The organism is Roseateles chitinivorans, assembly GCF_002761755.1.
In the GTDB taxonomy this organism is placed as follows: Bacteria; Pseudomonadota; Gammaproteobacteria; order Burkholderiales; family Burkholderiaceae_C; genus Roseateles; species Roseateles chitinivorans.
In genome coordinates this window covers 126,625-151,499 of record NZ_PEOG01000007.1, presented here as the reverse complement: position 1 = coordinate 151,499, position 24,875 = coordinate 126,625, and the positions used below count along the sequence as shown (strand labels likewise).

20 protein-coding genes are annotated in these 24,875 nt (G+C 68.3%); 9 read left to right on the top strand and 11 right to left on the bottom strand.

Annotated features, from left to right (window positions below; translation table 11 throughout):
• Positions 1 to 6: 6 nt before the first annotated feature.
• From CS062_RS02845 to CS062_RS02805, 9 genes are all read right to left on the bottom strand, one after another.
• Entirely contained in the window at positions 7 to 297 is a 291-nt protein-coding gene (locus CS062_RS02845) for a type II toxin-antitoxin system RelE/ParE family toxin (RefSeq protein WP_099859945.1), read from the bottom strand.
• Complete coding sequence (locus CS062_RS02840) at positions 297 to 548, bottom strand: type II toxin-antitoxin system ParD family antitoxin (protein ID WP_099859944.1); 252 nt, start codon at positions 546 to 548, stop codon at positions 297 to 299. The genes CS062_RS02845 and CS062_RS02840 overlap by 1 nt, the downstream gene beginning before the upstream one ends.
• Positions 549 to 626: 78 nt before the next feature.
• Positions 627 to 1,904 carry a THUMP domain-containing class I SAM-dependent RNA methyltransferase gene (locus CS062_RS02835; protein WP_099859943.1) on the bottom strand — a complete coding sequence of 426 codons (1,278 nt, stop codon included), beginning with the start codon at positions 1,902 to 1,904 and terminating at the stop codon, positions 627 to 629.
• Between the two features lie 46 nt (positions 1,905 to 1,950).
• Positions 1,951 to 3,474 carry an RNA polymerase factor sigma-54 gene (locus CS062_RS02830; protein WP_099859942.1) on the bottom strand — a complete coding sequence of 508 codons (1,524 nt, stop codon included), beginning with the start codon at positions 3,472 to 3,474 and terminating at the stop codon, positions 1,951 to 1,953.
• Between the two features lie 13 nt (positions 3,475 to 3,487).
• Entirely contained in the window at positions 3,488 to 4,255 is a 768-nt protein-coding gene (gene lptB, locus CS062_RS02825) for an LPS export ABC transporter ATP-binding protein (RefSeq protein ID WP_099859941.1), read from the bottom strand.
• Entirely contained in the window at positions 4,252 to 4,875 is a 624-nt protein-coding gene (gene lptA, locus CS062_RS02820; RefSeq protein WP_099859940.1) for a lipopolysaccharide transport periplasmic protein LptA, read from the bottom strand. The genes lptB and lptA overlap by 4 nt, the downstream gene beginning before the upstream one ends.
• A 156-nt stretch (positions 4,876 to 5,031) precedes the next feature.
• The gene (locus CS062_RS02815; RefSeq protein ID WP_099859939.1) at positions 5,032 to 6,723 is read right to left on the bottom strand and encodes an ABC transporter ATP-binding protein; all 1,692 of its coding nucleotides are present in this window, start codon (positions 6,721 to 6,723) and stop codon (positions 5,032 to 5,034) included.
• A 4-nt stretch (positions 6,724 to 6,727) separates the two neighbouring features.
• A complete protein-coding gene (locus CS062_RS02810; protein WP_199174155.1) occupies positions 6,728 to 7,780 on the bottom strand; it encodes an ABC transporter permease in 1,053 nt (350 codons plus the stop codon).
• On the bottom strand, positions 7,777 to 8,715 hold the full coding sequence (locus CS062_RS02805; protein ID WP_099859938.1) for an ABC transporter permease: 939 nt from the start codon (positions 8,713 to 8,715) through the stop codon (positions 7,777 to 7,779). Before CS062_RS02805 ends, CS062_RS02810 begins: the two co-directional genes overlap by 4 nt.
• 393 nt (positions 8,716 to 9,108) lie before the next feature.
• On the opposite strand from CS062_RS02805, the gene CS062_RS02800 reads away from it, so the two are divergent.
• The 9 genes from CS062_RS02800 (at position 9,109) to CS062_RS02760 (ending at position 23,231) form a co-directional block, all read left to right on the top strand.
• The gene (locus CS062_RS02800) at positions 9,109 to 10,911 is read left to right on the top strand and encodes an ABC transporter substrate-binding protein (protein WP_099859937.1); all 1,803 of its coding nucleotides are present in this window, start codon (positions 9,109 to 9,111) and stop codon (positions 10,909 to 10,911) included.
• 26 nt (positions 10,912 to 10,937) lie between these two features.
• Positions 10,938 to 12,818 (top strand): ABC transporter substrate-binding protein, encoded by a 1,881-nt coding sequence (locus tag CS062_RS02795; protein WP_233217883.1) that lies wholly within the window; start codon positions 10,938 to 10,940, stop codon positions 12,816 to 12,818.
• A gap of 99 nt (positions 12,819 to 12,917) precedes the next feature.
• Positions 12,918 to 14,765 (top strand): ABC transporter substrate-binding protein, encoded by a 1,848-nt coding sequence (locus tag CS062_RS02790; protein WP_233217882.1) that lies wholly within the window; start codon positions 12,918 to 12,920, stop codon positions 14,763 to 14,765.
• Between the two features lie 112 nt (positions 14,766 to 14,877).
• Positions 14,878 to 16,920, top strand: a complete 2,043-nt coding sequence (locus CS062_RS02785) for an acetoacetate--CoA ligase (RefSeq protein WP_099859936.1) — start codon at positions 14,878 to 14,880, stop codon at positions 16,918 to 16,920.
• A 110-nt stretch (positions 16,921 to 17,030) separates the two neighbouring features.
• Positions 17,031 to 17,390, top strand: coding sequence for a hypothetical protein (locus CS062_RS02780; RefSeq protein WP_099859935.1), 360 nt, complete (start codon positions 17,031 to 17,033; stop codon positions 17,388 to 17,390).
• Between the two features lie 329 nt (positions 17,391 to 17,719).
• Positions 17,720 to 18,313 carry a PEP-CTERM sorting domain-containing protein gene (locus CS062_RS02775; protein WP_099859934.1) on the top strand — a complete coding sequence of 198 codons (594 nt, stop codon included), beginning with the start codon at positions 17,720 to 17,722 and terminating at the stop codon, positions 18,311 to 18,313.
• 11 nt (positions 18,314 to 18,324) lie between these two features.
• A complete protein-coding gene (locus CS062_RS02770) occupies positions 18,325 to 20,517 on the top strand; it encodes a phosphocholine-specific phospholipase C (protein ID WP_099859933.1) in 2,193 nt (730 codons plus the stop codon).
• Positions 20,518 to 20,716: 199 nt separating this feature from the next.
• Complete coding sequence (locus CS062_RS02765; RefSeq protein WP_099859932.1) at positions 20,717 to 21,493, top strand: hypothetical protein; 777 nt, start codon at positions 20,717 to 20,719, stop codon at positions 21,491 to 21,493.
• Between the two features lie 199 nt (positions 21,494 to 21,692).
• The gene (locus CS062_RS02760; RefSeq protein WP_099859931.1) at positions 21,693 to 23,231 is read left to right on the top strand and encodes an FAD-dependent monooxygenase; all 1,539 of its coding nucleotides are present in this window, start codon (positions 21,693 to 21,695) and stop codon (positions 23,229 to 23,231) included.
• Here the strand turns inward: CS062_RS02760 and CS062_RS02755 are convergent.
• Together CS062_RS02755 and CS062_RS02750 are read right to left on the bottom strand one after the other, a co-directional pair.
• Positions 23,215 to 23,769, bottom strand: a complete 555-nt coding sequence (locus tag CS062_RS02755) for a histidine phosphatase family protein (RefSeq protein WP_099859930.1) — start codon at positions 23,767 to 23,769, stop codon at positions 23,215 to 23,217. The genes CS062_RS02760 and CS062_RS02755 overlap by 17 nt on opposite strands.
• Positions 23,770 to 23,879: 110 nt before the next feature.
• Positions 23,880 to 24,851 (bottom strand): LysR family transcriptional regulator, encoded by a 972-nt coding sequence (locus CS062_RS02750; protein ID WP_438270446.1) that lies wholly within the window; start codon positions 24,849 to 24,851, stop codon positions 23,880 to 23,882.
• Between the last annotated feature and the right edge of the window lie 24 nt (positions 24,852 to 24,875).

Here is a 24,875-nt window from a genome sequence, read left to right as displayed (position 1 = left end):
AGCGAGCTACAGCAATTCAAGCTTCTCGAGATCCTGGGCCGAGTGCAGGACGCGTTGCACCGTGACGCGGCTGCGCGCAAGGTCGAGCCGAAACAGGATGACATACCTGCCGTGAAGTCGCCGCCTGACGTCTCCACGGCCGATGAACGGATGCGCATCGGGCATGTGGGACAGCGCCTCGATCTTGTCGCGCAGTGACAGGACGAAGGCCAGGGCCCTTCGCCTGTCATGCCGTGCGATGTACTCGTGGATGGCGATCAGGTCCTGTTCAGCCTCCGGTAGGAGGTGAACGCGCATCAGGACCGGTTGGGACGGGAGTGAATCGCGGCGAGGAACTCTTCGAAGAATTCGTCGGCTGGACGTCCGAGGCCGTCGTCTGAATCCTTGATGCCCTTGTCGAGCATGGTCTTGAAGACGGCCAGGTCTTCCTGCTGTCGGAGCAAGCGCACGGCCTCCTTCAACACGTCTTGCCGGGACGAGTACCGGCCACTGTCGATCAACTGCTGCACGTAGGCCTCCAGTTCTGGTCCAAGGTCAGCGTTGATCATCTCGGCCGCTCCAGCAAAAGGAAATCGCATCGTCGGGGGTGACCGCATCCCCACGAAAGGGGGCCGACTCGAGCCAATTTACTCTTCCGCGTCGGCCGCTGAGCGACGCGCCGACCCGGCCACCAGCTCGAACTTGAACAGCCGACATTCGATCGGTCCGTTCCACATCGGGATGCGGCGCGATTCCTTGAGGCGCATCTTGCTCGGCAGCTTCATCTCGGGGCAGAGCAGCCAGGCGGTCCAGCCCGCAGTGTGCTGGGTGTACGCGCGCTTCCAGTGCGCCGACAGCCGCGGGAAGAAGTCATCGCCCGCGTCACGAGCCTCCGACAGCGCGCCGCCGTCCAGCCGGTGCGAACCCGCCTTGCCGCGTACCTCGATCCGCTCGCCGTACGGCGGATTCAGCATCAGCGTGCCGGGCATGTCCTCCGGCAGCTTCGGCGCCGGGCGCTCCAGCGCATCGCCGCCATTGAACTGGATGTACTGCGCCACGCCGGCGCGCTCGGCATTGCGGCGCGCGAAGTCGACCATCCGGAACGACACGTCGCTGGCGAAGATCGGCACCTCGGACGGCCGCTCCGCGGCACGAGCCTCCTCCTTCATCGCGCGCCAGGCGGCCAGCAGCGGCTGGAACGGCGCGAGCTTCTCGAATGCGAAGCGGCGCTGGATGCCCGGCGCGATGTTGCAGGCGATGGTCGCCGCCTCGACCGGAATGGTCCCCGAGCCGCAGCACGGATCGTTCAGCGCGCCGCCCGCCTCGCGCGTGCCTTTCCAGCCCGCCGCTGCCAGCATCGCCGCGGCCAGCGTCTCCTTCAGCGGTGCATCGCCCTTGTCCTCGCGCCAGCCGCGCTTGAACAGCGATTCGCCGGAGCTGTCGACGTAGACCGTCGCCAGGTACTCCGTCAGGTGCAGTTGCAGCGGCAGGTCCGGCCAGCGGGTGTCGACGCTGGGCCGCTCGCCGCTGTCCTCGCGCAGCACGTCGCAGACGGCGTCCTTCACCCGCAGCGTCGCGAAGTTCAGGCTGTGCAGCGGCGAACGCTGCGCCGTCGTGTCCACCCTCAGCGTCTGCCGCGGCGTGATCCAGCGCGTCCAGTCGACGGTGCGCGCGATCGCATAGATGTCGTCCTCGTGGCGGTATTCCTCGCGCGCCACTTCGATCAGCACCCGCTGCGCGAGCCGGCTGTGCAGGTTCAACCGCATCACCGCGCCCAGCGTGCCGTACAGGCCGACACCGCCGCGGAAAGCCTTCGGGCCGTCCAGGCATTCGTCCGGGCCGAGGATCTCGCGGACCTCCGCCTCCAGCCAGTCTTCGACGCCGGCGGCGCAGGGCAGGAACAGGTGGTAGGCGGAGTCGGACATGGTGCGGGAGAGGACAGGGGTGAGGGCCGGCGGCCGTGGCCGTGCTTCAGCGCGACTTGCGCAGGTTGGCCGGCGCGAGCTTGAGGGCCTCGCGGTACTTGGCGACGGTGCGACGCGCGACGGTGATGCCCTGCTCGCCGAGCATCGTCGAGAGCTGGCTGTCCGAGAGCGGGCTGGTCGCGTCCTCGGCGGCGATGAACTGCTTGATCAGCGCCCGCACCGCCGTGCTCGACGCATTGCCGCCGGCCTCGGTCGACAGGCTGGAGCCGAAGAAGTACTTCAGCTCGAAGGTGCCCCACGGCGTGGCCATGTACTTGGCCGTCGTGACCCGCGAGATGGTCGATTCGTGCAGCCCCAGCTCATCGGCGATCTCGCGCAGCACCAGCGGCTTCATCGCCAGTTCGCCATGGGTGAAGAAGCCGCGCTGGCGCTCGACGATCGCCTCGCTGACGCGCTGGATGGTGTCGAAGCGCTGCTGGATGTTCTTGATGAACCAGCGCGCCTCCTGCAACTGACCGCCCAGCGGCGAGTTGCTGACGCCGCCGCGCGTCGCGCGCAGAGCCTGCGCATACAGCTCATTGATGCGCAGCTTGGGCAGCACATCCGGATTGATCGAGACGCGGAAATTGCGGCCGGCCTTCTGCACGATCACGTCCGGGATGACGGGTCGGTTGTCGCTCTGCGCATAGCGGCGGCCGGGCTTGGGCTCCAGGCCGGCGATCAGCGATTGCGCGTCGCGCAGCAGTTCCTCGTCGGCGCCGGTCAGCGACATCAGTCGGCGCCAGTCGCGCTTGGCCAGCAGGTCCAGGTGACGCCGGCAGACCACCACCGCCAGCGCCTGTTCCGGCGAGCGCGGCAGCGTGCGCAGCTGCAGTTCCAGGCATTCGGCCAGATCACGCGCGCCCACGCCCGACGGCTCCATCGACTGCAGCCACTTGAGCGCCACCTTGAAGCGGTCCAGCAGTTCCTCGCGCTGCTCCGCATCGGCCTCCTCGCCGAGGATCGCGGCGACCAGTTCCTCGAGCGGATCCTCGAGGTAGCCGTCCTCGTTCAGCGACTCGATCAGTGCCAGCAGCGCCGCGCGGTCCACCGCGCTCAGGTTCATGCCGGGAATCTGCGCGCGCAGCACATCCTGCAGCGATTCCGATGGCGCCTCGGTCTCGGGGCGCTCGTCGTCGTCCCCGGTGGACGAGGCGGCGCTGCCCGGCGTCTCGCGGATGCCGTCGAAGTCGTCGCCCTCGGTGCCGTTCTCCCAGTCGTCGCGTTCGGTGGTGCCGAATTCTTCCGCCCGCATCTCCTCGCCGGCAGGGGCGTCGCCGGACGGCGCCTCGGACTCGGTCTGCGCGACGCGTTCCTCGCGCTCCTCGCGCTCGGTCAGGCGCTCCTGCGTGGCGGTCGGCAGGGGGGCGTCGAATTCCTCGTCGGTCTCCAGCAGCGGATTGCTGGCGAGCATCTGCTCCACTTCCTGGTGCAGCTCCAGCGTCGACAGCTGCAGCAGACGGATGGACTGCTGCAGCTGAGGCGTCAGCGCGAGATGCTGGGACAGGCGAACCTGTAGCGTCGGCCTCATGTCGGCTCCGGCCCTACATCTTGAAGTGTTCGCCGAGGTAGACCCTGCGCACGTCCTGGTGCTCGACGATGTGCTGGGGCGTGCCTTCGGCGAGCACCGCCCCCTCGCTGATGATGTACGCGCGGTCGCAGATGCCCAGCGTCTCGCGCACGTTGTGGTCGGTGATCAGCACGCCGATGCCGCGCTGCTTCAGGAAGCGGATGATCCGCTGGATCTCCAGCACCGCGATCGGGTCCACGCCGGCGAAAGGCTCGTCCAGCAGGATGAAGCGCGGCTGCGTGGCCAGCGCACGGGCGATCTCGACGCGGCGGCGTTCGCCGCCGGACAGCGCCGGCGCGGGCGTGTCGCGCAGCTTCTCGATCGAGAGCTCGTTGAGCAGCTTGTCCAGCTCCGCGTCGATGCGTGCGGACGACCAGGCCTTGCCCTTGTCGTCGAGCTGCAGCTCGAGCACGGCGCGGATGTTCTCCTCGACATTGAGCTTGCGGAAGATCGACGCTTCCTGGGGCAGGTAGCTCAGCCCCATGCGCGAGCGCTGATGGATCGGCAGGGTCTGCACCGGCCGGCCGTCGATCTGGATCTCGCCGGCATCGGCGCGGACCAGGCCGACGATCATGTAGAAGCTGGTCGTCTTGCCGGCGCCGTTGGGGCCCAGCAGGCCGATCACCTCGCCGCTGTGCAGGTCCAGGTGGACGTCCTTGACCACCTTCCTGACGCCGTAAGACTTCTGCAGCCCCCAGGCCTGCAGGCGGCTCCGGGAGGTGTTCGTGCGGGCTTCGGTCATTGCTGGGGCGACTGGCGGGGCGTCAGGTTGATGCTGGGGCGCAGCGGCAGCGGGGCGCTGCTGGCGGGCGGCGGTTCGCTCGCGGCATTGCGCGGCATCAGCACGACGCGCCCGCGGCCGCTGGGGTGCGGCGAGGCGGCGCCGGTCTCGACGACCAGGCGCTCGGTGCGGTTGTCGTAGTTCAGCGTGGCGCCGGACAGCGCCTGCTTGAGCTGGTCGCCCTGCATCACCCGCGCCTCGGCATTGCCGACCAGGCGGATGGTCTCGGTGCGGGTGTCGTATTCGATCTGGTCGGCGCGGCCTTCGATGCGCTCGCCCGGGGTGTCACGGTCCTGGCGGAAATGGACCTGCTTGGCGGAAGTGCCGTTGGCGTAGGCCTGGTAGTAGCCGTCGCTGGTCTCCTGGACGTCCATGCGCTCGGCGCGCAGCTCCATCGAGCCCTTGGTCATGATCACGTTGCCGTTGAATTCGGAACGCTGCTTGACCTTGTCGATCGCGCCTTCCCGGTCGAAAACCAGGTTCAGCGGCTTCGCCCGGTCGTCCTTGGACGCCTGCGCCCAGGGCGCGGCGAGGGCCAGCGCGAGCGCGCTCGACAACAGCAAGGGGCGACGAAGCGACATGGGGGGATCCTGACGGCACAAAACTTGCTGGCCATTCTAGCCACCGCTTCGCCAGGGAGCAGGAGGTCCCCCGCGCGAGCGAGGGACCTGGACTTCGCGATTGTGCAAAGTTCCCTTTTGGTGCAGGGATCGACGCGTTCCCCGTTGCGGGCGGCGTCAGGCGACGCTGGCGGCCGGCTCGGCGCCCTGGTAGCCGCGCGGCACGGCGCCCAGCAGGCGCCTGGTGTATTCCTGCTTCGGCGCCAGGAGCAGCGCGCGGGCGTCGTTCTGCTCCACCACGTCGCCGTGCTGCATCACCAGCACCTCGTCGGAGATGAACTTCACCACCGCCAGGTCGTGGCTGATGAAGATGTAGCTCAGGCCGAACTCGTCCTGCAAGTCCTTGAGCAGGTTCAGCACCTGGGCCTGGACCGACACGTCCAGCGCCGACACCGCCTCGTCCAGCACCAGCACCTCGGGCTTGAGCGTCAGGCAGCGTGCGATCGCGATGCGCTGGCGCTGGCCGCCGGAGAACTCGTGCGGGTACTTGTGCAGCGCCGTCTCGTCCAGCCCGACCTTGCGCAGCAGCGCGCTGGCGGTGGCCAGGCGCTCGTCGTGGCTGGCGCCGATGCCGTGGATCTCCATCGGCTCCAGCAGCGTCTGCGAGATGGTGAAGCGCGGGTTCAGCGACGCATACGGGTTCTGGAAGACCACCTGGATCCGGCGGCGCATCTTCTGCCAGTCCGCGCCCGTCATCTTCAGCAGGTCCTTGCCCTCGAAGAGCACCTCGCCGCCGGTGGGCTCGTGCAGGCGCAGCAGCGTCAGGCCCATCGTGGTCTTGCCGGAGCCGGACTCCCCCACCACACCCAGCGTGTGGCCCTTGCGCAGCTGGAAGTCCACGCCCTTGACCGCCTTGAACTCGGTCTTGCCGAACAGGCCCGACTTGAAGAAGAAGCTCTTGCGCAGGCCCTTGACCTCCAGGATCACCGGCGCGGCCGGATCCTTGGCCTTGCCTGCACCCTGGGCCGAACGTCCGGCGATGTGGTCGTCGATGACCATCAGCCGCGCCGGGTTCTCCGTCAGCGACGGCCGGCAGGCCAGCAGCGCCTTGGTGTAGGCGTCCTGGGGGCTATGGAAGATGTCGGCCACCGGCGCCTTCTCGCGGATCTCGCCATGGCGCATGACGACGACCTGGTCGGCGATCTCGCCCACCACGCCCAGGTCGTGCGAGATGAACAGCATGCTCATCTTGTGCGTGTCCTTGAGCCTGGCCATCAGCTCCATCACCTGGCGCTGGATGGTCACGTCCAGGGCGGTGGTCGGCTCGTCGGCGATCAGCAGCTTGGGATTGCAGGCCAGCGCCACCGCGATCATCACGCGCTGCTGCTGGCCGCCGGACATCTCATGCGGATAGCTCTTGAGCCGGCGCTTCGGATCGGGGATGCCGACCTCGTTGAGCAGCTCCTCGGCGCGCACCAGCGCCTGGCGGCGGCTCATGCCCAGGTGCTTGATCAGCGGCTCCATGATCTGGTCCGCGACCGGGAACACCGGATTGAGCGAGCTCATCGGGTCCTGGAACACGCAGGCGATCTCGCGGCCGCGCACCGACTGCAGCTCCCGCAGCGAGGTCTTCAGCAGGTCGCGCCCCTGGAACAGGATCGCGCCGCTGCGCTCGGCGTTGTCCGGCAGCAGGTTGAGGATGGACATCGCCGTTACGCTCTTGCCCGAGCCGGACTCGCCCACCAGTGCGACGGTGCTGTTCTCGGGGATGTCGAAGCTGACGCCCTTGACGGCGAGCTGGCGCTGCATCACGCCGCCCGTCTTGCCCATGCGGAAGGCGACCTTCAGGTCTTGAATGCTCAACAGCATGGCGTTACTCCAGACCGCGAAGTTTCGGATCGAGCGCATCGCGCAGCGCATCCGTGAAGAGGGCGAACGCGGTGACGAACACCGCCATGAAGCCGGTCACCGCGGCCAGCTGCCACCAGTAGCCCAGGATCAGCTCGCTCTGGGCTTCCGCCAGCATCGTGCCCCAGGACACCTGGTCCACGCTCACGCCCAGGCCGAGGTAGGACAGGATGACCTCGCTCTTGATGAAGCCCACCACATGCAGCGACAGCTGCACCAGCGCCACATGCGAGACATTGGGCAGGATGTGCTTGAACATGCGCGAGCTGCGGCTGGCGCCGATCGCCTCGGCACTGCGCACGTACTCCCGCACCGAGTGCTTCATGAACTCGGCGCGCACCAGGCGGTAGATGCCGGTCCAGCCGGCCAGGCCCAGGATCATCACCACCGGCAGCACGCCACGGCCGAAGACGACGGCGAACGCGAAGATCAGCAGGATGTTGGGCATCGCCGTGAAGACGTTGTAGACCCATTCCAGGAAGTCGCCGACCTTGCCGCCGTAGAAGCCCGACAGCGCGCCCAGCACGGTGCCGATGATCGTGGCCACCAGCGCGGCGAGCACGCCCACCATGATCGAGATCTCGGCGCCCTTGATCGCCTTGGCCAGCACGTCGCGGCCCAGCCGGTCCGCGCCGAAGGCCAGCGTCTGGGCGCGCGGCGCCTCGTCGGTCTTGTACTGCTTGGCCCGTTCGGCCCATTCGGCGTACTTGGGCGCGAGCGGGTCGATGTCGCTGAGGTCGACGTTCGGCCCCTTGGGCTGGGCGATCGCGCCGGCGGCCTCGGCAGGCGCGGGACCCATGAAGGTCGGCGGCGCATTCGGCACGCCGGTCTCCTTCTGCCAGTCGCGGGCCACCAGGCCCAGGCCGGCGGCCAGCACCAGCAGCAGCGACAGCGCCACCACCACCATCGAGAACACGCCGACCTTGTCGGACTTCAGGCGCCGCCAAGAAGCGGCCCACACGCTCTGCGAGCGCTTCGGCGCCGCGACCGCGGCCTGGTTGGACAGCACTGCGCTCATTTGAGGACCACCCGGGGGTCAACCAGCTTGTAGAGGAGGTCGGTGACGAGGTTCACCACCATCGTCAGCGCGGCGATGTAGATCGCGAACGCCTGGATCACCGGATAGTCGTTGCGGTTGACCGCCAGCAGGATCTCGCGGCCCAGGCCCGGGATCGAGAAGAAGACCTCCAGCAGGAAGGAGCCGACGAACACGCCGGGCAGCGCCACCGAGATGTTGGTCATGATCGGGATCATCGCGTTGCGCAGCACATGCTTGAGCAGGATGGTCTTCTCGGTCAGGCCCTTGGCGCGCGCGGTGCGGACGTATTCATGGCCGATCTCGTCGAGGAAGAAGGTGCGGTACAGGCGCGTGTAGGGCGAGAGCGCCACCGCCACCGCGACCAGCACCGGCAGCGGCGCGTAGGTCGTGAGGTTGGTCCACAGCGAGTCGCTCCAGCCCTGCACCGGGAACCAGCCCAGGCGGAAGGCGAAGACGTACTGCGCGACGATCACGTAGACCAGCAGCGAGATCGACACCGCCACCGTCGTCAGGATCATCACCGCGCGGTCCGTCAGGCTGCCGCGCATGTAGGCCACGGCCAGCGCGAACGGGATCGCCAGGATCACTTCCAGCACCAGGATCGGCAGCATCACCGTCAGCGTCGCCGGCATGCGGGTGGCGAAGAGGTTGGCCACCGACTCGTTGGTCGCCCAGCTCTTGCCCCAGTCGAAGGTCACGATCTGCTGCAGGAAGATCAGCAGCTGCTCCCACACCGGCTTGTTCAGGCCGAGCTGCTCGCGGATGGCTTGGATCTGGTCCTGGCTGGCGTTCAGGCCGCCCAGCACTTCGGCGGGATCGCCGCCAAACCATTTGAAGAGGAAGAACACCAGCAGCACGACGCCCAACAGCGTGGGGATCATTTGCCACAGGCGCCTGATGAGATATGCCGCCATGACCGCGGGACTCCAAGCAAGCGCCGCCGGGATCGCGCGAGCGTCCGGCGACCGATAAAGACAAACCCCGGACGCTTGTGACGGCCGGGGCCTGCGGGTCGAAAAATCACGCGCGAGTCTACGTGAGCGCCTTCCGCCGCCGCCCCGGCATTTGCCCTGAATCCATCGAAGAAAACTGATGAAGCACGCTCGTGGAAGCAGGCGTATCCATCCGCAGAGCGCCCTTGCCCACGGGGCTCGCGCGGCTCTCGGGGTTGTTGGCATGGCGGGCGCGGACATCGCCCACTAGACTGGCGCGCTTTCGAATTCGAGGACGGCTTCCAGATGCGACGCGGCATGGCCGGGACACAATCCCAGGCGCTCTTACTTTCGGCATCCCTCGCGGCCCTGGCGATGTTCGCGGTGATCCCGTCGACCGCCCGCGCCGCCGACCCGGCGGCCACGACACCCGCGCCCAAGGTGCTGCGCTATTCGATCCGCGCGGCGGAGACCGGCTTCGATCCGGTGCAGGTCACCGACCTCTACTCGCGCAACGTGACCTCGGGCATCTTCGACGCGCCGCTGCGCTACAGCTACCTGGGTCGCCCCTATCGGCTCGAGCCCAACATCACCGACGGGCTGCCGGAGGTCTTCGACGACCACAAGCGCTTCGTCTTCAAGATCAAGCCCGGCATCTACTTCGCCGACGATCCGGCCTTCAACGGCAAGAAGCGCGAGCTGGTGGCCGAGGACCTGGTCTACACCGTCAAGCGCCACTACGACCCGCGCAACAAGAGCGGCCACCTCTATCGGCTGGAGGGCGCGAAGATCCTCGGCCTGTCCGAAGTGCGCGCCGAGGCGCTGAAGAACAAGACGCCGTTCGACTATGCGCGGCCGGTCGAGGGCCTGCGCGCGCTGGACCGCTACACGGTCGAGATCCGCGTCGCCCACAGCGATCCGCGCTTCCTCTACCACTTCGCCGATCCGATGGTGGGGCTCATGGCCCGCGAGGTCGTCGAGGCCTACGGCGACCGCATCATGGAGCACCCGGTGGGCACCGGCGCCTGGCGCCTGGCCGAATGGCGCCGCTCCTCGCGCATGGTGCTGGAGAAGAACCCGAACTTCCGCGAGATGCGCTATCACGAGGAAGTCGGCCCGGACCGCCCGGCCGCGCTGGTCGAGGCCGTCAAGAAGCTGCAGGGCCGCAAGCTGCCGATGGTGGACCGCGTCGAGATCTCGGTGATCGAGGAAAGCCAGCCGCGCTGGCTCGCCTTCCTGCGCAAGGAATTCGACTTCATGGATGAGCTGCCGGAGGACTTCGCACCGGTCGCCATTCCGCAGAACAAGATCGCGCCCAACCTGGCCAAGGAAGGCATGCGGGCGATCCGCTACGAGCGCGCCGACATCTCGGCCTCCTACTTCAACATGGAGGATCCGGTCGTCGGCGGCTACACGCCCGAGAAGATCGCGCTGCGGCGCGCGATCGCGCTGGGCGTGGATGTCGAGCGCCAGGTCCGCCTGCCCCGCAAGGGTCAGGCGATTCCGGCCCAGGGCATCATCTCGCCGGGCGTGACCGGCTACGACAAGGCCTTCAAGACCGAGATGAGCCAGTACGACCCGGCCCGCGCCAAGGCGCTGCTGGACCTGTACGGCTATGTCGACAAGGACGGCGACGGCTGGCGCGACCTGCCCGACGGCAGCCCCCTGGTGCTGGAGTACGCGACCCAGCCCGACGGCCGCAACCGTCAGCTGGTGGAGCTCTGGCAGAAGGACATGGACGCGCTGAAGGTGCGCATCAGGTTCAAGATCGCCAAGTGGCCGGAGAACCTGAAGGCGGCCAACGCGGGCAAGCTGCAGATGTGGGGCATGGGCTGGAGCGCCGACATTCCCGACGGCGAGAACTTCCTGGGCCTGGCCTATGGCGGCAGCAAGGGACAGTCCAACAAGGCCCGCTTCGACCTGCCCGAGTTCAACGCGCTGTACCGCAAGCAGCATTCGATGGCCGACGGTCCCGAGCGCGTTGCGGTGATGCAGGACGCGCAGCGGCTGCTGACCGCCTACATGCCCTACAAGGTCGAGGTGCACCGCATCTACACCGACATCACCCAGCCCTGGGTGCTCGGCTACGACAAGAACCTCTACCAGCGCGACTTCTACACGTTCGTCGACATCGACACCGACGTGCTGGCCAAGGCCCATGTGAAGAAGAAGCCCTGAGCGCTTCGACGACCCACCTCGCCGACATGACGATGATCCGCGCCCGCCGCCTTCTCCCGAACCTGCGCGGGGCCGTCCTCGCGTCCCTGCTGGCGCTCGTGGGCCTGGGCGCCGCGCAGGCGGCGGACGGCGCGAGCCTGCCCGCCGCGTCCGCCGCCTCGGCCTCGGCGCCGAAGGTGCTGCGCTATGCCTTCCGCGTCGCCGAGACCGGCTTCGATCCGGCCAAGATCTCCGATCTCTATTCGCGCATGGTCACGCCCCACATGTTCGAAGGGCTCTACACCTACGACCAACTGGCGCGTCCCGCGCGGATGAAGCCGCTGACCGCCGCGGCCATGCCGGAGTCCGCCGACGACTACAAGCTGTGGACGGTGAAGCTGCGCCCGGGGATCTACTTCACCGACGATCCGGCCTTCAAGGGCAAGCGCCGGGAGCTGACGGCCGAGGACTATGTGTACTCGATCAAGCGCTTCGCCGATCCGGCGGTGGCCTCGCCGGCGTGGAGCGAGGTCGAGGACCTGGAGCTGGTCGGCCTCAACGAGTACCACCAGCAGGTGCGCAAGGCGGGCCGGCCCTTCGACTACGACAAGCCGATCGAGGGCCTGCGTGCGCTGGACCGCTACACGCTGCAGTTCCGCACGAAGGAGACGCGGCCGCGGCTGATGGAGGTCTTCGCGCAGGGCGATCTGTATGGCGCGGTCGCGCGCGAGGTGATCGAGGCCTATCCCGGTGACTCGATGGCGCATCCGGTGGGCACCGGGCCCTTCGTGCTCAAGCAGTGGCGGCGCAGCTCGCTGATGGTGCTGGAGCGCAACCCGCATTACCGCGAGCGCTTCTACGACCAGGAGGTCGATCCCGCGCCGGACGATGCGGAGGGCCAGGCGCTCAAGGCGCGCTTCAAGGGCCGGCGCCTGCCGATGATCGACCGCGTCGAGATCGGCATCATCGAGGAGAACCAGCCGCGCTGGCTGTCCTTCCTCAATGGCGAGTACGACTTCATCGAGCGCACGCCGGAGGACTTCATCTCCCAGGCGATGCCCAACGGCAAGCTGGCCCCCAACCTCGAGAAGCAGGGCAAGCACGCGTACCGGACGGTGGCGTCGGACGTGCTGTTCACCGTCTTCAACATGGAGGACCCGCTGGTGGGCGGCTACACGCCGGACAAGATCGCGCTGCGCCGGGCGATCTCGCTGGCGATGGACGTCGACCGCGAGTTGCGCCTGGTGCGCCGCGGGCAGGCGGCGCCGGCGCAGTCGCTCTACATGCCGGGCACGACCGGCTACGACCCGGCGTTCAAGAGCGACATGAGCAGCTTCGACCCGGCGCGTGCCAAGGCGCTGCTGGACATGTACGGCTATGTCGACAAGGACGGCGACGGCTGGCGCGACCTGCCCGATGGGCGCCCGCTGGTGCTGGAGAGCCTGACCACGCCGGAGCAGTTCCAGCGCCAGATCGACGAGATCTACCAGAAGAACCTCAATGCGATCGGCCTGCGCATCGCCTACAAGCCGGCCAAGTGGCCGGAGAACCTGAAGGCCTTGCGCGCCGGCAGGTACCAGGTCTGGGCGCTGGCCACCTCGGCCTCCAAGCCGGACGGACAGGACTCGCTGGCGCGGATGTACAGCGGCCAGATCGGCGCGCAGAACTACGCCCGCTTCCGGCTGCCGGCCGTCGACAAGCTCTACGAGGAGGCTTCGCACCTGCCCGACGGGCCGGAGCGCAACCGGATCTTCGACGAGACCAAGCGCTATGCGACCGCCTACATGCCCTACAAGTACCGCGGCCATCGCTTCATCACCGACATCGCCCAGCCGCAGCTGATCGGCTATCGCCGGCCGCAGTTCTGGTTGAACTGGTGGGAGTACGTGGACATCGATCCCGACGCCGCGGCGAAGTTCAAGCACTAGCCATCGAGGTCCCGACGTCCCATGCGCGCACGCTGCCCCGCTCCGGTTTCCGCCCTGCACGGCGTCCTCCTCGATCGGATCACCGCCGCGATGCGTCGCATGGCCTCCACGCTGCTGCCGGTGGCGGCCGCGCTGGCCGTCGCGACGGGGGCCATGGCCGCGCCGTCCTCGCCACCGGCCGGCGGGGCGCCATCGAACCAGCCTGCGCCGTCGGCGCAGCCGGAGAAGGTGCTGCGCTATGCCTTCCTGGTGGCCGAGACCGGCTTCGATCCGGCGCAGATCAGCGACCTGTACTCGCGCATCGTCACCGCGCATGTCTTCGAGTCGCTCTACAACTACGACTACCTGGCGCGGCCGTTCAAGCTCAAGCCCAACACGGCCGCGGCGATGCCCGAGGTGTCCGACGACTTCCGCACCTGGACGATCCGGATCCGCCCGGGCATCTACTTCGCCGACGACCCCGTCTTCAAGGGCCGCAAGCGTGAATTGACGGCGGAGGATTACGTCTACAGCCTCAAGCGCTTCTACGACCCGGCGACCAAGGCGCCGCTGTACTCGACCTTCAAGCAGGAGGGTCTCCTCGGGCTGGAGGAGTTGCGAGTCCAGGCGCTGAAGACCAAGCGACCCTTCGACTACGACAAGCCGGTCGAGGGCGTGCGCGCGCTGGACCGCTACACGCTGCAGTTCCGGCTTGCCGAGCCGCGTCCACGCTTCCTCTACAACCTGGCGGGCGGGGACACCTACGGCGCGGTCGCGCGCGAGGTCATCGAGGCCTATGCCGGCAAGACGATGGAGCATCCGGTGGGCACCGGGCCGTTCATGCTGGACCGGTGGCGGCGCAGCTCGCTGATCCGCCTGGTGCGCAACCCCGGCTATCGGGACGTCTTCTACGACGCCCAGCCCAATCCCGGCGATACCGAGGGCGAGGCGCTGCTGGCGCGCTTCAAGGGCCGCAAGCTGCCGATGATCGACGCGGTCGAGATCAGCATCATCGAAGAGGGGCAGCCGCGCTGGCTCTCCTTCCTGAACCGCGAGTTCGACCTGCTCTACCTGCTGCCCGAGGAATACGCGGAGGTCGCGTTGCCGCACGGCAAGATCGCGCCCAACCTGCAGAAGCAGGGGATCCAGCTCTACAGCGTGCTGGCCAGCGACCGCACGATGTACTACTTCAACATGGAGGATCCGACGGTCGGTGGCTACACGCCGGACAAGGTGGCGCTGCGGCGAGCGATCGGCCTGGCGACGGACATCGCCACCGAGATCGCGCGCACGCGCCGCCATCAGGCGGTGCCGGCGCAGTCGGTCGTTTCGCCGATGACCTGGGGCTACGACCCCGACTACAAGAGCGAGAACAGCGACTTCGACCTGGCGCGCGCCAAGGCGCTGCTCGACACCTATGGCTATGTCGACAAGGACGGCGACGGCTGGCGCGACCTCCCTGACGGACGTCCGCTGGTGCTGGAGATCGCGTCCTCGCCGGACTCGCGCTCCAAGCCCTACGACGAGCTGTGGAAGCGCGACATGGACAAGCTGGGCGTGCAGATCCGCATCCGGACCGCGCAGTGGCCGGAGAACCTGAAGTCGGCGCGTGCCGGGCAGCTGATGATCTGGCAGCTGGGTTTCAACAGCTCGACGCCGGATGCGCAGCTCGGGCTGGAGCTGTTGTACGGGCCGGCTTCGGGCGGGCAGAACCTGGGGCGCTTCAAGCTGGAGCGCTACGACGAGATCTATCGCCGCATGATGGTGCTGCCCGATGGCCCGGAGCGCGCCGCGCTGCTGCGGGACGCGCAGAAGCTGCTGACCGCCTACATGCCGCAGAAGTTCCGGGTGCATCGGATCGTGAACGACCTGGCGCAGCCTTGGCTGATCGGCTTCCGGCGGCCCTACTTCAACCAGATCTTCTGGCCCTACGTCGACATCGACACGGCGAAGCTGCCCCCGCGCTGACCCTCGTCCCGACCTGTCTTCCGCTGACCGCTCCAACAGGCGCCCGGTCGCGCGCGTGACGGGCGCCCCGCCGGATCTGAGCTACCTTCTCGACCTCGACAAGGAGACTCGCATGGTCCCGACGCCGCAGATCGACCATTACCGCCGCTTCCTGCGCGAGCAGCGCGGCCTGGTCTTCGATGACTACGCCTCGCTGTGGAACTGGTCGGTCACGGAGCTGGACGCGTTCTGGCGCAGCATCTGGGACCACTTCGATCTGCGCTCTGCCACGCCGTTCGAGGCGGCGCTCTGCGAGGAGCGCATGCCGGGCGCGGTGTGGTTCCGCGGCGCCACGCTGAACATCGCGGAGCAGGCGCTGCGCCATGTCGATGCGGCCGACGCCGCGGGTCACCCGGCCATCGTGCATGCCGACGAGGCGATGCTGGCCCGGGGCGAGCTCGGCGAGCTCAGCTGGCCCGAGCTCCAGCGTCAGGTCGGCGCGATGGCCGCCGCGCTGCACGAACTCGGCGTGCGCCGCGGGGATCGTGTCGTCGCCTACCTGCCCAATGTGCCGGCGACGGCCGTGGCCTTCCTCGCCGTGGCCAGCCTGGGGGCGATCTGGTCGGTGTGCTCACCGGACATGGGACCGGTGGCGGTGCTGGACCGGTTCCGTCAGATCGAGCCCCGCGTGCTGATCGCCGCCGACGGCGTGCGCTACGCCGGCCAGGAGATCGATCGCATGGGCATGCTGGCGCAGCTGCTCGACGAGCTGTCCACGGTGGGCGATGTCGTGCTGCTGGCCAACCTCGATCCGCAGGTGGATCCCGCGCCGCTTGCGCGGGCCGCCGGGACGGGCAGCCCGGCGCGGCGCGCGCATCGCTGGGACCGCCTGATCGCCCATCCGGTGTCCCGCGCGCCGGAGCCGGTGCCCTTCGACCATCCGCTGTGGATCGTCTACTCCAGCGGCACGACCGGTTTGCCCAAGCCCATCGTGCACGGGCACGGCGGCGTGCTGCTGGAGATGCTCAAGGGCTCGATCCACAACAACGTCGGCGCGACGGCGGACACCGGCGATCGCTTCCATTGGTACAGCTCGACCGGCTGGATCATGTGGAACTGCCAGGTCGGCGCGCTGATGGGCGGCACGACGATCTGCCTGTTCGACGGCAGTCCGGCCGGCCCGAAGGACGCGCCGGACTGGAGCACGCTGTGGCGCTTCGTGGCGCTGTCGAAGGCGACCTTCTTCGGCGCCGGGGCGGCGTTCTACGCGAGCTGCCTGAAGGCCGGCGTCGAGCCGATGGCCCAGGGCGACCTGAGCCGCCTGCGCGCGATCGGCAGTACCGGCAGCCCGCTGGCGGACGAGAGCTATGACTGGATCTGGGCGCACTGTCCGAAGCCGGACGGGCGGCCGATCTGGATCTGCATCATCAGCGGCGGGACCGACTTCGCCGGCGCCTTCCTGACCGGCCTGATCACCGAACCGCTGGTGCGGGGCCAGATGCAGGTGCGGAGCCTGGGCGCGGCGGTGCATGCGTTCTCGGAGGCGGACGCGCAGGGCCAGGGCCGTGCGCTGATCGACGAGGTCGGCGAGCTGGTCTGCACCCGGCCGATGCCGTCGATGCCGCTGTACTTCTGGGGCGACCGGGACCATGAGCGTTACCTGGCGAGCTACTTCGACATGTATCGCGGCCCCCGGGGCGAGGGCATCTGGCGTCATGGCGACTGGCTGCGGATCACCCCGTCGGGTGGGGGGATCATCTACGGCCGTTCGGACGCGACGATCAACCGGCACGGCATCCGCATGGGAACGGCCGAGCTGTATCGCGCCGTGGAGACGCATCCGGAGGTGCTGGACAGCCTGGTGGTGGACCTGGAGTACCTGGGACGGCCGAGCTGCCTGCTGCTGTTCGTGCAGCTGCGGGATGGCGTGACCCTGGAGACCGGGCTGGAGCAGCGGCTGCGGGCGTCGATCAGGAAGGCGCTCTCCGCGCGCCATGTGCCGGACGAGATCCACCAGGTGCCAGCGATCCCGCGCACCCTGTCGGGCAAGAAGATGGAACTGCCGATCAAGAAACTGCTCTTGGGCGCGGCGGCGGAGCAGGTCATGAAGCGCGACGCGATGGCCAATGCGGATGCAGTGGCCTGGTATCAGGCGTTCGCTCGCGGGCGCGAATAGCCACTGCGGGGCCGGCAGACTCCCGCAGCGGACCGGCTGAACGTGCGTCGTTCGGAGCGGATGTGTCCGCTACAGTTCGAGCCGGTTTTCTCGGCCCGTCCAAGTCATCCATGAAGCTGAAGCCTGCAATCCTCGTCTTGCTCGTCCTGTCGCTGATCCAGGGACTGATGGCAGCCACCGTCGAGTCTCAGGGCTCGAAGCTGTTGGATTTTGTGCTCCTGCTCGCGACGGTGGTCGTCGGCTACCTTTGGTATCGCGAGGACGCCCGGGAACGACGCTATCGCGGCAGTGCGTTGATGGCCGGCGGGGTGATCCTGGTGTCCATCGTCGCCGTGCCCATCTACTTGTATCGATCCCGTCCCGAAGGCGAGCGCCTCAAGGCGATCCTGCTGTTCTTCGGGCTGGTGATCCTGTCGATGGTCACGACCGGCATCGCGGCCCTGGTGGCATTGACCTTCGCCGCGACGTAAGCCGGCTGCGCCATCGCGCAGCTGACCGATCCGGCACCGGGGAGACCCCGACTCCTTCCGCAGCCCGTCCGCCTCTCCTCTACCGCAGTCACGGAACCATGACACGCCCGCGTCGGTTCCGCGACACGCCCCCGCTTCCAGGGACGGCACCCGCGCGAGCAATTCGCGCGCCCGGCGTCGACATCGACCGTTCACCGGTCTGTCACCTCGGCCTCTGAACATCCGCCGCGTTCCACCGCCCTGCGCCGTCAAGGCCCGACCCTCCGGTCGCGTCCCTGCGTGCCGCGCCGCGGTGGCAATTCCCTTCCGCCGACCTCCCTGGAGTCCCCATGCGCAAGCCCCTTGCCCGCTTCTTCGCCCGCGCCTGCCTGCCGCTGACGCTGGCCCTGGCCGCGTCGTTCGCGTCCGCCACCGTCGTCACCTTCGACGACCTCGGCAGCGACGGCCTCGTCCCCGCCGACTACGCCGGCCTCGACTGGTCCGGCAGCTCCTGGTTCCAGTACGCCGGCGAGCAGGCCCCGTACACGCCGCATTCGGGCGACCGCCGCGCCACGCTCGGCTTCGATGGCAGCAGCGCCACCAGCGCCATCGGCTTCCTGACGCCCAGCACCTTCCAGGGCGCCTGGTTCGCCGGCTTCCAGGGCGTCAACGTCGCCATCGACCTGTACTTCGGCGGCCAGCTCGTCGCCTCCACCGCGACGCTGGACCTGGGCGACAGCCCCGCCTTCCTGGGCAGCGGCTACAACGGCCTCGTCGATCGCCTGGTCTTCCGCAGCAACGACCCCGCCTTCTTCGTCATGGACGACCTCAGCTTCGCCTCGGCCGTGCCTGAACCGGCTTCCGGCGCGCTGGCGCTGGGCGGCCTGGCCGTCGCCGCGCTGGTGATCCGCCGCCGCCGGTCCGTCCCGTCGACCCAAGCCTGAGGAGCCCCGCCATGACGCATCAGCAAGCCCCCCGTCGCCAGTTCCTCCGCGCGGTCGCCACGGCCGCCGGCGCCACCGCCGCGATGACCGGTTTTCCGCCGGCCATCGCCCGCGCGCTGTCCATCCCGGCGGCCGTGCGCACCGGCACGATCCGCGACGTCGAGCACATCGTCATCCTGACCCAGGAGAACCGCTCCTTCGACCACTACTTCGGCACGCTGAACGGCGTGCGCGGCTTCGGCGATCCCTTCCCCGCGCCGGTCGCCGACTCGGCCAAGGTGCAGGGCCGGTCGATCTGGGTCCAGCCCACGGCCAACAATGCCGCGCCCGGCGCGATCGCGCCCTTCCACCTGAACACCGCGCAGAACTTCGCCTTCATGCGGGTCAGCGGCACGCCGCACTCGTGGACCGATGCGCAGGCTGCCTGGGACCACGGCCGCATGAACAACTGGCCCAAGGCCAAGCAGAACCATTCGATGGGCCACTTCACGGCGCAGGACCTGCCGTTCCAGTTCGCGCTGGCCAATGCATTCACGCTCTGCGATGCCTATCACTGCTCGACGCAGACCGGCACCAACACCAACCGCCTGTTCCTCTGGACCGGCACCAACGACCCGCTGCGCCTGGGCAACGGCCCGTCCACCGACAACAGCCACGACTGGTTCAACCCGAACCCGCTCGACGACTACACCTGGACCACCTACCCCGAGCGCCTGCAGTCCGCCGGCATCAGCTGGCAGGTCTACCAGAACATGGCGGACAACTTCACCGACAACTCGCTCGCCGGCTTCAAGGTGTTCCGCGACGGCTGGTACAACCGCCCGGGCTACTCGCAGGTGCTGAAGGATCGCGGCATCTCCACCCGCGACCTGGACCTGCTGCGCGAGGACGTGCTCAACAACCGCCTGCCGCAGGTGTCGTGGATCGTCGCCACCGCCGAGGGGTCCGAGCATCCCGGCCCGTCCAGCCCGGCGCAGGGCGCCGACTACACCGCCAGGGTGCTGGATGCGCTCACCGCCAATCCCGACGTGTGGGCCAGGACCGTGCTGTTCATCAACTTCGACGAGAACGACGGCTTCTTCGACCACGTGCCGCCGCCGGCCGCGCCGTCCTACCTCAGCTGGAACGCCGACCCGGCGCAGGCGGTGCTGGCGGGCGCGTCGACGGTGGACACCACCGGCGAGTACTGCGAGATCCTCAACGGCGCCTCCCCGACCTACCTGCACCGTCCCTACGGCATGGGTCCGCGCGTGCCGCTCTACATCGTGTCGCCGTGGAGCAAGGGCGGCTGGGTCAACTCGCAGGTGTCGGATCACACCTCGGTGCTGCGCTTCATCGAGGCGCGCTTCGGGGTGAAGGAGACCAACATCGGCGCCTGGCGCCGCGCGGTCGCCGGCGACCTGACTTCGTGCTTCAACTTCGCCGATCCGGAGGACAGCGAGTTCTTCTCCAAGCTGCCCGGTACCGTCGCGCTGGCCAACCGGGCCCGCGCGCTGCCCGGCACGACGACACCGCCGGTGCCCGGCGCGCTGCAGCTCCCGTCGCAGAACGCCGGCGTGCGTCCGGCGCGTCCGCTGCCGTACGACCTGCAGGCCACCGCGGCGTTGACCCCCGGCGCCGGCCCCAATGCCACCACGATCGCGGTGACCTTCCAGAACACCGGCGGCGCGGCCGCGGTCTTCCACGTCTACGACCGCACCCGCCTGAGCGAGATCCCGCGCCGCTACACCGTCGAGGCGGGCAAGCAGCTCACCGGCAGCTTCGCGCCGCAGGCGACCGGCGCCTACGACCTCTGGATCCTCGGCCCGAACGGCTTCCATCGCCACATCGCCGGCAACGCGCGGCGCGCGGCGGCGGCCGGCCAGCCCAATCCGGACGTGATCGCCCAGGCCGCGCCGGCCACCGGGGAACTGGTGCTGACGCTGGTCAACACCGGTCCGGTGGCGGTGACCTTCAGCGTCGCCCACAACAAGTACCAGCCCGGCGCGCCGCGCAGCATCAACGTGCCGGCGCGTGGCCGCAGTGAACTGCGTCTGGGCGTCGCGGTCGCCGCGCACTGGTACGACGTGTCGGTGCGGGTCAGCGGCCAGCCCGACTTCCTGCGCCGCTTCGCCGGCCACATCGAGACCGGAGCGCCGTCGGTCAGCGACCCGGCGATGGAGGGCCTCGCGAAGGCGGACCAGTACCGCGTGCAGGGCGTCTGAACGACCAGCCGGGCAGGGCGCGGGAGCGTCTCTTGCCCGGCCCGGACCTCCCCATGAAAACACGGAGGTCCTCATGGCCGTCATGCGTCTTCGTCCCTCCCGCGCCTCAGGCCGGCGCGCTTGTGCCTTGCGCGCCGCCTGCGCGGCCATGGCAGGGCTCGGTGTCGCGGTCGGAGTTGCCCAGGCTCAATCGACGGTCGTGCCGCCAGACGCGCCCGGCTTCACCGAATACGTCGCGAGCCTGCTGCGCCAGCAACTGGGCGACGCGACGGTCGTCGTCCGCGAGCCGCTGACGCTGGGCATCGCCAGCGAGCGCACGCCGCTCGACAAGCTCTATGCGGCCTGCCAAAGCAACCGCAGCCATTGCGCCGACGATGTCAACGTCTTCGTGAAGACCCGGGCGCAGGCCTTCCGCGCGGCGACCATCCCGGCCACGCGCGAGACGCTGCGACTGGCGGTGCGCACGGCCGCATCGGTGCAGCAGGCGCAGCGCGAGGTCGGTGGCGACGCGACCACCTTCCGTCCGCGGCCCTTCGTCGGTCCGCTGGTGACGGTGCCGGTCTTCGACACGCTGCGGGCCTCGCGGCTGATCAGCGAGAAGGACTACAAGACCTTGAACCTGTCGGTGGACCAGGTGCGGGAAACCGCGCGCAAGAACACCTACGACGCGATGCCGCAGGTGCTGCAGACCGCCAGGCCAGCGGCGGCCGGCGAGGTCGGCAAGCTCGACGGCCCGGTGCCGCAACCCAGCCGGCTCGTCTTCATCGACGACTGGAAGCCGCTGGCCGATGCGCAGAAGGGCAAGCTGATCGTCGCCGCGCCGTCCAACGACACGGTGCTCTATGTCGGCGACGACGATGCCGCGACCCTCGACGCGCTGCGCGCGCAGGTGCGCGAGATCATGGGCAAGTCCGCCAATCCGCTGAGCGACGTGCTGCTGCGCTGGTCGCCCTCCGGGTGGACGGTGATGCCGTGAGGGCCGCTACACTGCGCCCGTCGAAAAAGGCAGACTTGGTTTGGTAAGCCCAGGTCCTTCCCACGGAAGCTCTGACTCTGCCCGCGCATGGGTCCCCACGACGAACGTCCGATGCAGTCCTGCATCGATGGGTTCGTCGGAGGGGTTCTCAAGACGAAGAATCGCTCCGGCCAAACGGTCACCGAGAGAGGAAACGTCCATGCGCGACATCCCCCTGTACGACGTCATCATCGCGGGCGCAGGCCCTGTCGGCCTGATGCTGGCTTGCGAGCTCCGGCTCGCTCATTGCTCGGTGCTGGTGCTCGAGCAGGCCGGCACGCCGCACTCGCCGCTCAAGCAGGCGCCGTTCGGCGTCCGCGGCCTGTCCATTCCCACGCTCGAGGCGCTGCACCGCCGCGGAATGCTCGATGCCATCGCCGCGCCTTCGCCAGGCGTTGCCACCGCGCCGCCCGCCCACTGGGCGCAGCAGGCGCGTCGACCTGGCGGCCACTTCGCGGGCATCCAGTTCTTCCACGACAGGATCGATGCCGGCCGCTGGCCCTGGCGCCTGCCGAGCCCGCCCAGCGAAAGCATGCCCAGCACGATGGAACGCATCGAATCGGTGCTTGCCGCGCGGGCTGAGGCGCTTGGCGCGGACATCCGCCGCGGGGTGCGCGTAGACGACCTGGAGCCATCGAAGGACAGCGTCTCGGTGCGGGCCGGCGGCCAGTCGATGCAGGGGCGATGGCTGGTGGGCTGCGACGGCGGACGCAGCCGGGTGCGCAAGGCCGCCGGCTTCGAGTTCGTCGGGACCGAGCCGGAGTTCACCGGATATTCCGTGGATGTGGAGTTGGCCGATGGCGCGGTGCTCACCCCGGGCCGCCACTACACGCGGGCCGGGATGTACACCTATCAGCCGCCCGGCGTCATCGCGATGGTCGATTTCGACGGCGGGCATTTCCACGGCACCACGCCGATCACCGCCGAGCATGTGCAGACCGTGCTGCGCCGCGTCACCGGGACGGAGGTCCGGGTCACGGCGCTGCGCCTTGCCACCACCTGGACCGATCGCGCCCGCCAGGTCACTACCTACCGCCGCGGGCGCGTCCTGTTGGCCGGGGATGCCGCCCACATCCATTCCCCGCTGGGCGGCCAGGGGCTCAACCTGGGCATCGGCGACGCCATGAACCTGGGATGGAAGCTGGCCGCGACGATCCGTGGCGATGCGCCTGACGGTCTGCTCGACAGCTACACCGCCGAGCGGCACCCCATCGGCGCCCAGGTGCTGGACTGGTCCCGCGCGCAGGTGGCGCTGATGCGGCCCAGCCCGGCGACCCGCGCGCTGAGCGCGATCGTGCGCGACCTGATCGAGACCCGCGACGGGGCGACCTACTTCGCTGAGCGGGTGTGGGGCGCGACGCTGCGCCATGAACTGGGCGACGACCACCCGCTGGTGGGCCGGAGCGCACCGGACTTTGCGCTGGGCGACGGGACCACGCTGGCGGCGCACCTGCGGACGGGCTGTGGACTGCTGCTGGATTTCGACACTGCAACGCCGCTGCGCGACGTGGCCGGGCGATGGGACGGCCGCATCGCTTACCTGGCCTGCAGCGCCAAGGAGGAACTCGGCCTGCGCGCTCTGCTGGTGCGTCCGGACGGCATCGTCGCCTGGGCCGGTAGCGGGGCGCGGGAGGGGGAGTTCGTGCTGGCCGCTCGGCGATGGTTCGGCGTGGGCAGGGACCTCATTGCGCCGGAGTAGGTAGCCGGCCAAGCACCACCGCTCTGCCGTCGACCCAGCGCAGTGCGACACCTTCGCCAGATGCCGGATACACCTCGCTGAGCGCTGTGATCGTCACTTGATGCGTGACGACCACCAGCACGCCAGGCCGGCGCCAAGCCGACAGCAGGGCGGTGGCCTCGCGTAGCTGTTCGGCCTCTCGTTCCGGCTGGCTGACGAAGGAACCAAAGGCTGCCTGCTCCTGCACGGGCAGGCCGGGAAAGGCGAGACGCGCCGTCTCGAGCGTGCGACACCATGGCGACGCCCACACCGCCGCCACATGCAAACGGCCCAGTCGGTGGCGCAGCGTCTGGCCCAGGTGCTGCGCCTGCTTGCGCCCGGCGTCGTTGAGATTGCGCTGGGTGCTGCAGTCACCGAGCTTGAAGCCGGAGGGATCGCCGACCCCTGGCGCAAGTGCATGGCGGTAGAGCAACACGTCGCCATCACGGAGGTCGAGCGCCCAAGCTGGCGCGAGCAGCAGGCAGAGAAGGCAGGCAAGGCAGAACTTCATGGCATTCATTCCCAGTTCGTCCAGGGCTTGCCATGGTGACCGCCCTTGCCCCGCAGGGTCCACATTCCCCATAACGAAACGATGTCCGCTTGGAGAGCGGACCATGCCGCCTCCTCGCCCTATGCCGTTTTGGGCGCCTTTTCTGCGATGTCGCGAATCACATCCATGAATGCCAGCACCGCCGTGCTGGGAGGCTCACCTTGCAGCGTGATCAGGCCGAAGTCGGGCATGCGGTTGGGAAGCTCGGACGCGATGCGGGTCAGCAGCCCGCGCCGCACATACTTGTCCACCAGCGCGGCGGGTTGCAGCGACAGCATGTTCGTGCTCTGCATCAGTTCCAGAGCGAACAGGAATGACGGCGTCTCGACAATGCCCGAGGTGAGCGACAAGCCGGCGCTGCTGAAGATGTCATCCGATACCTTGCGCAGCGCCGTGGAAGTCGGATAGAGGATCCATGGCCAGTTCGACAGTTCCCGCACGCCGGGTGCCTGGGTGCCGCGCAGCGGATGGTGCATGCCCGCGGTGATATGCAGGCCTTCACCGGACAGCCTTTCGTACTGGAATTGGTCGCGCTGCGAGTCTTCCGTGAAACGGCCAATCATCAAGTCGATCTTGCGTTCGGCCAGCCACACGATCAATTGGTCGCTGCTCTGCTCCAGCACCTTCACCACCAACAGCGGCCGCAGGCGCTGGAGCTCCGCCACTGCGGTGAGCAGCAGGTGCGCCGCCGACCCTGAGATGGCACCAATCGTCAGATGGCCGTGTCCACCCTGTTTCAGGGTGCTGAATTCCTCGACGAATTTGCGGTGACTGTCGAGGGCCGAATGGGCGTAATGCAGGGTGAAAAGCCCCAGCTCATTCGGCCGCATGCCGCGCGGGAGGCGATCGAACAAGCGCGCCTCCAGCATCTCTTCAATGTCCATCAGCACTTTGGTGGCCGCTGGCTGAGTGATATGCATCTGCTCGGCCGTCAGGCGCAGATTGCGCGTCTTGCCCAGGATGTCGAGGAACTGCAGATGCCTGAAACGCAGACGCGAGACCTGCGCCAGGACCAGGGGTTTACCAGAAGTCGTGTTCGGACTCATCAGCATCTGGAATTGATGCTAGCAAAAAAG

Excerpts from the sequence above, each read along its gene's own strand:
- CS062_RS02845 (WP_099859945.1), bottom strand. The coding sequence starts at position 297 with ATGCGCGTTCACCTCCTACCGGAGGCTGAACAGGACCTGATCGCCATC.
- CS062_RS02840 (WP_099859944.1), bottom strand. The coding sequence starts at position 548 with ATGATCAACGCTGACCTTGGACCAGAACTGGAGGCCTACGTGCAGCAG.
- CS062_RS02835 (WP_099859943.1), bottom strand. The coding sequence starts at position 1,904 with ATGTCCGACTCCGCCTACCACCTGTTCCTGCCCTGCGCCGCCGGCGTC.
- CS062_RS02830 (WP_099859942.1), bottom strand. The coding sequence starts at position 3,474 with ATGAGGCCGACGCTACAGGTTCGCCTGTCCCAGCATCTCGCGCTGACG.
- lptB (WP_099859941.1), bottom strand. The coding sequence starts at position 4,255 with ATGACCGAAGCCCGCACGAACACCTCCCGGAGCCGCCTGCAGGCCTGG.
- lptA (WP_099859940.1), bottom strand. The coding sequence starts at position 4,875 with ATGTCGCTTCGTCGCCCCTTGCTGTTGTCGAGCGCGCTCGCGCTGGCC.
- CS062_RS02815 (WP_099859939.1), bottom strand. The coding sequence starts at position 6,723 with ATGCTGTTGAGCATTCAAGACCTGAAGGTCGCCTTCCGCATGGGCAAG.
- CS062_RS02810 (WP_199174155.1), bottom strand. The coding sequence starts at position 7,780 with ATGAGCGCAGTGCTGTCCAACCAGGCCGCGGTCGCGGCGCCGAAGCGC.
- CS062_RS02805 (WP_099859938.1), bottom strand. The coding sequence starts at position 8,715 with ATGGCGGCATATCTCATCAGGCGCCTGTGGCAAATGATCCCCACGCTG.
- CS062_RS02800 (WP_099859937.1), top strand. The coding sequence starts at position 9,109 with ATGTTCGCGGTGATCCCGTCGACCGCCCGCGCCGCCGACCCGGCGGCC.
- CS062_RS02795 (WP_233217883.1), top strand. The coding sequence starts at position 10,938 with ATGACGATGATCCGCGCCCGCCGCCTTCTCCCGAACCTGCGCGGGGCC.
- CS062_RS02790 (WP_233217882.1), top strand. The coding sequence starts at position 12,918 with ATGGCCTCCACGCTGCTGCCGGTGGCGGCCGCGCTGGCCGTCGCGACG.
- CS062_RS02785 (WP_099859936.1), top strand. The coding sequence starts at position 14,878 with ATGGTCCCGACGCCGCAGATCGACCATTACCGCCGCTTCCTGCGCGAG.
- CS062_RS02780 (WP_099859935.1), top strand. The coding sequence starts at position 17,031 with ATGAAGCTGAAGCCTGCAATCCTCGTCTTGCTCGTCCTGTCGCTGATC.
- CS062_RS02775 (WP_099859934.1), top strand. The coding sequence starts at position 17,720 with ATGCGCAAGCCCCTTGCCCGCTTCTTCGCCCGCGCCTGCCTGCCGCTG.
- CS062_RS02770 (WP_099859933.1), top strand. The coding sequence starts at position 18,325 with ATGACGCATCAGCAAGCCCCCCGTCGCCAGTTCCTCCGCGCGGTCGCC.
- CS062_RS02760 (WP_099859931.1), top strand. The coding sequence starts at position 21,693 with ATGCGCGACATCCCCCTGTACGACGTCATCATCGCGGGCGCAGGCCCT.
- CS062_RS02755 (WP_099859930.1), bottom strand. The coding sequence starts at position 23,769 with ATGAATGCCATGAAGTTCTGCCTTGCCTGCCTTCTCTGCCTGCTGCTC.
- CS062_RS02750 (WP_438270446.1), bottom strand. The coding sequence starts at position 24,851 with ATGCTGATGAGTCCGAACACGACTTCTGGTAAACCCCTGGTCCTGGCG.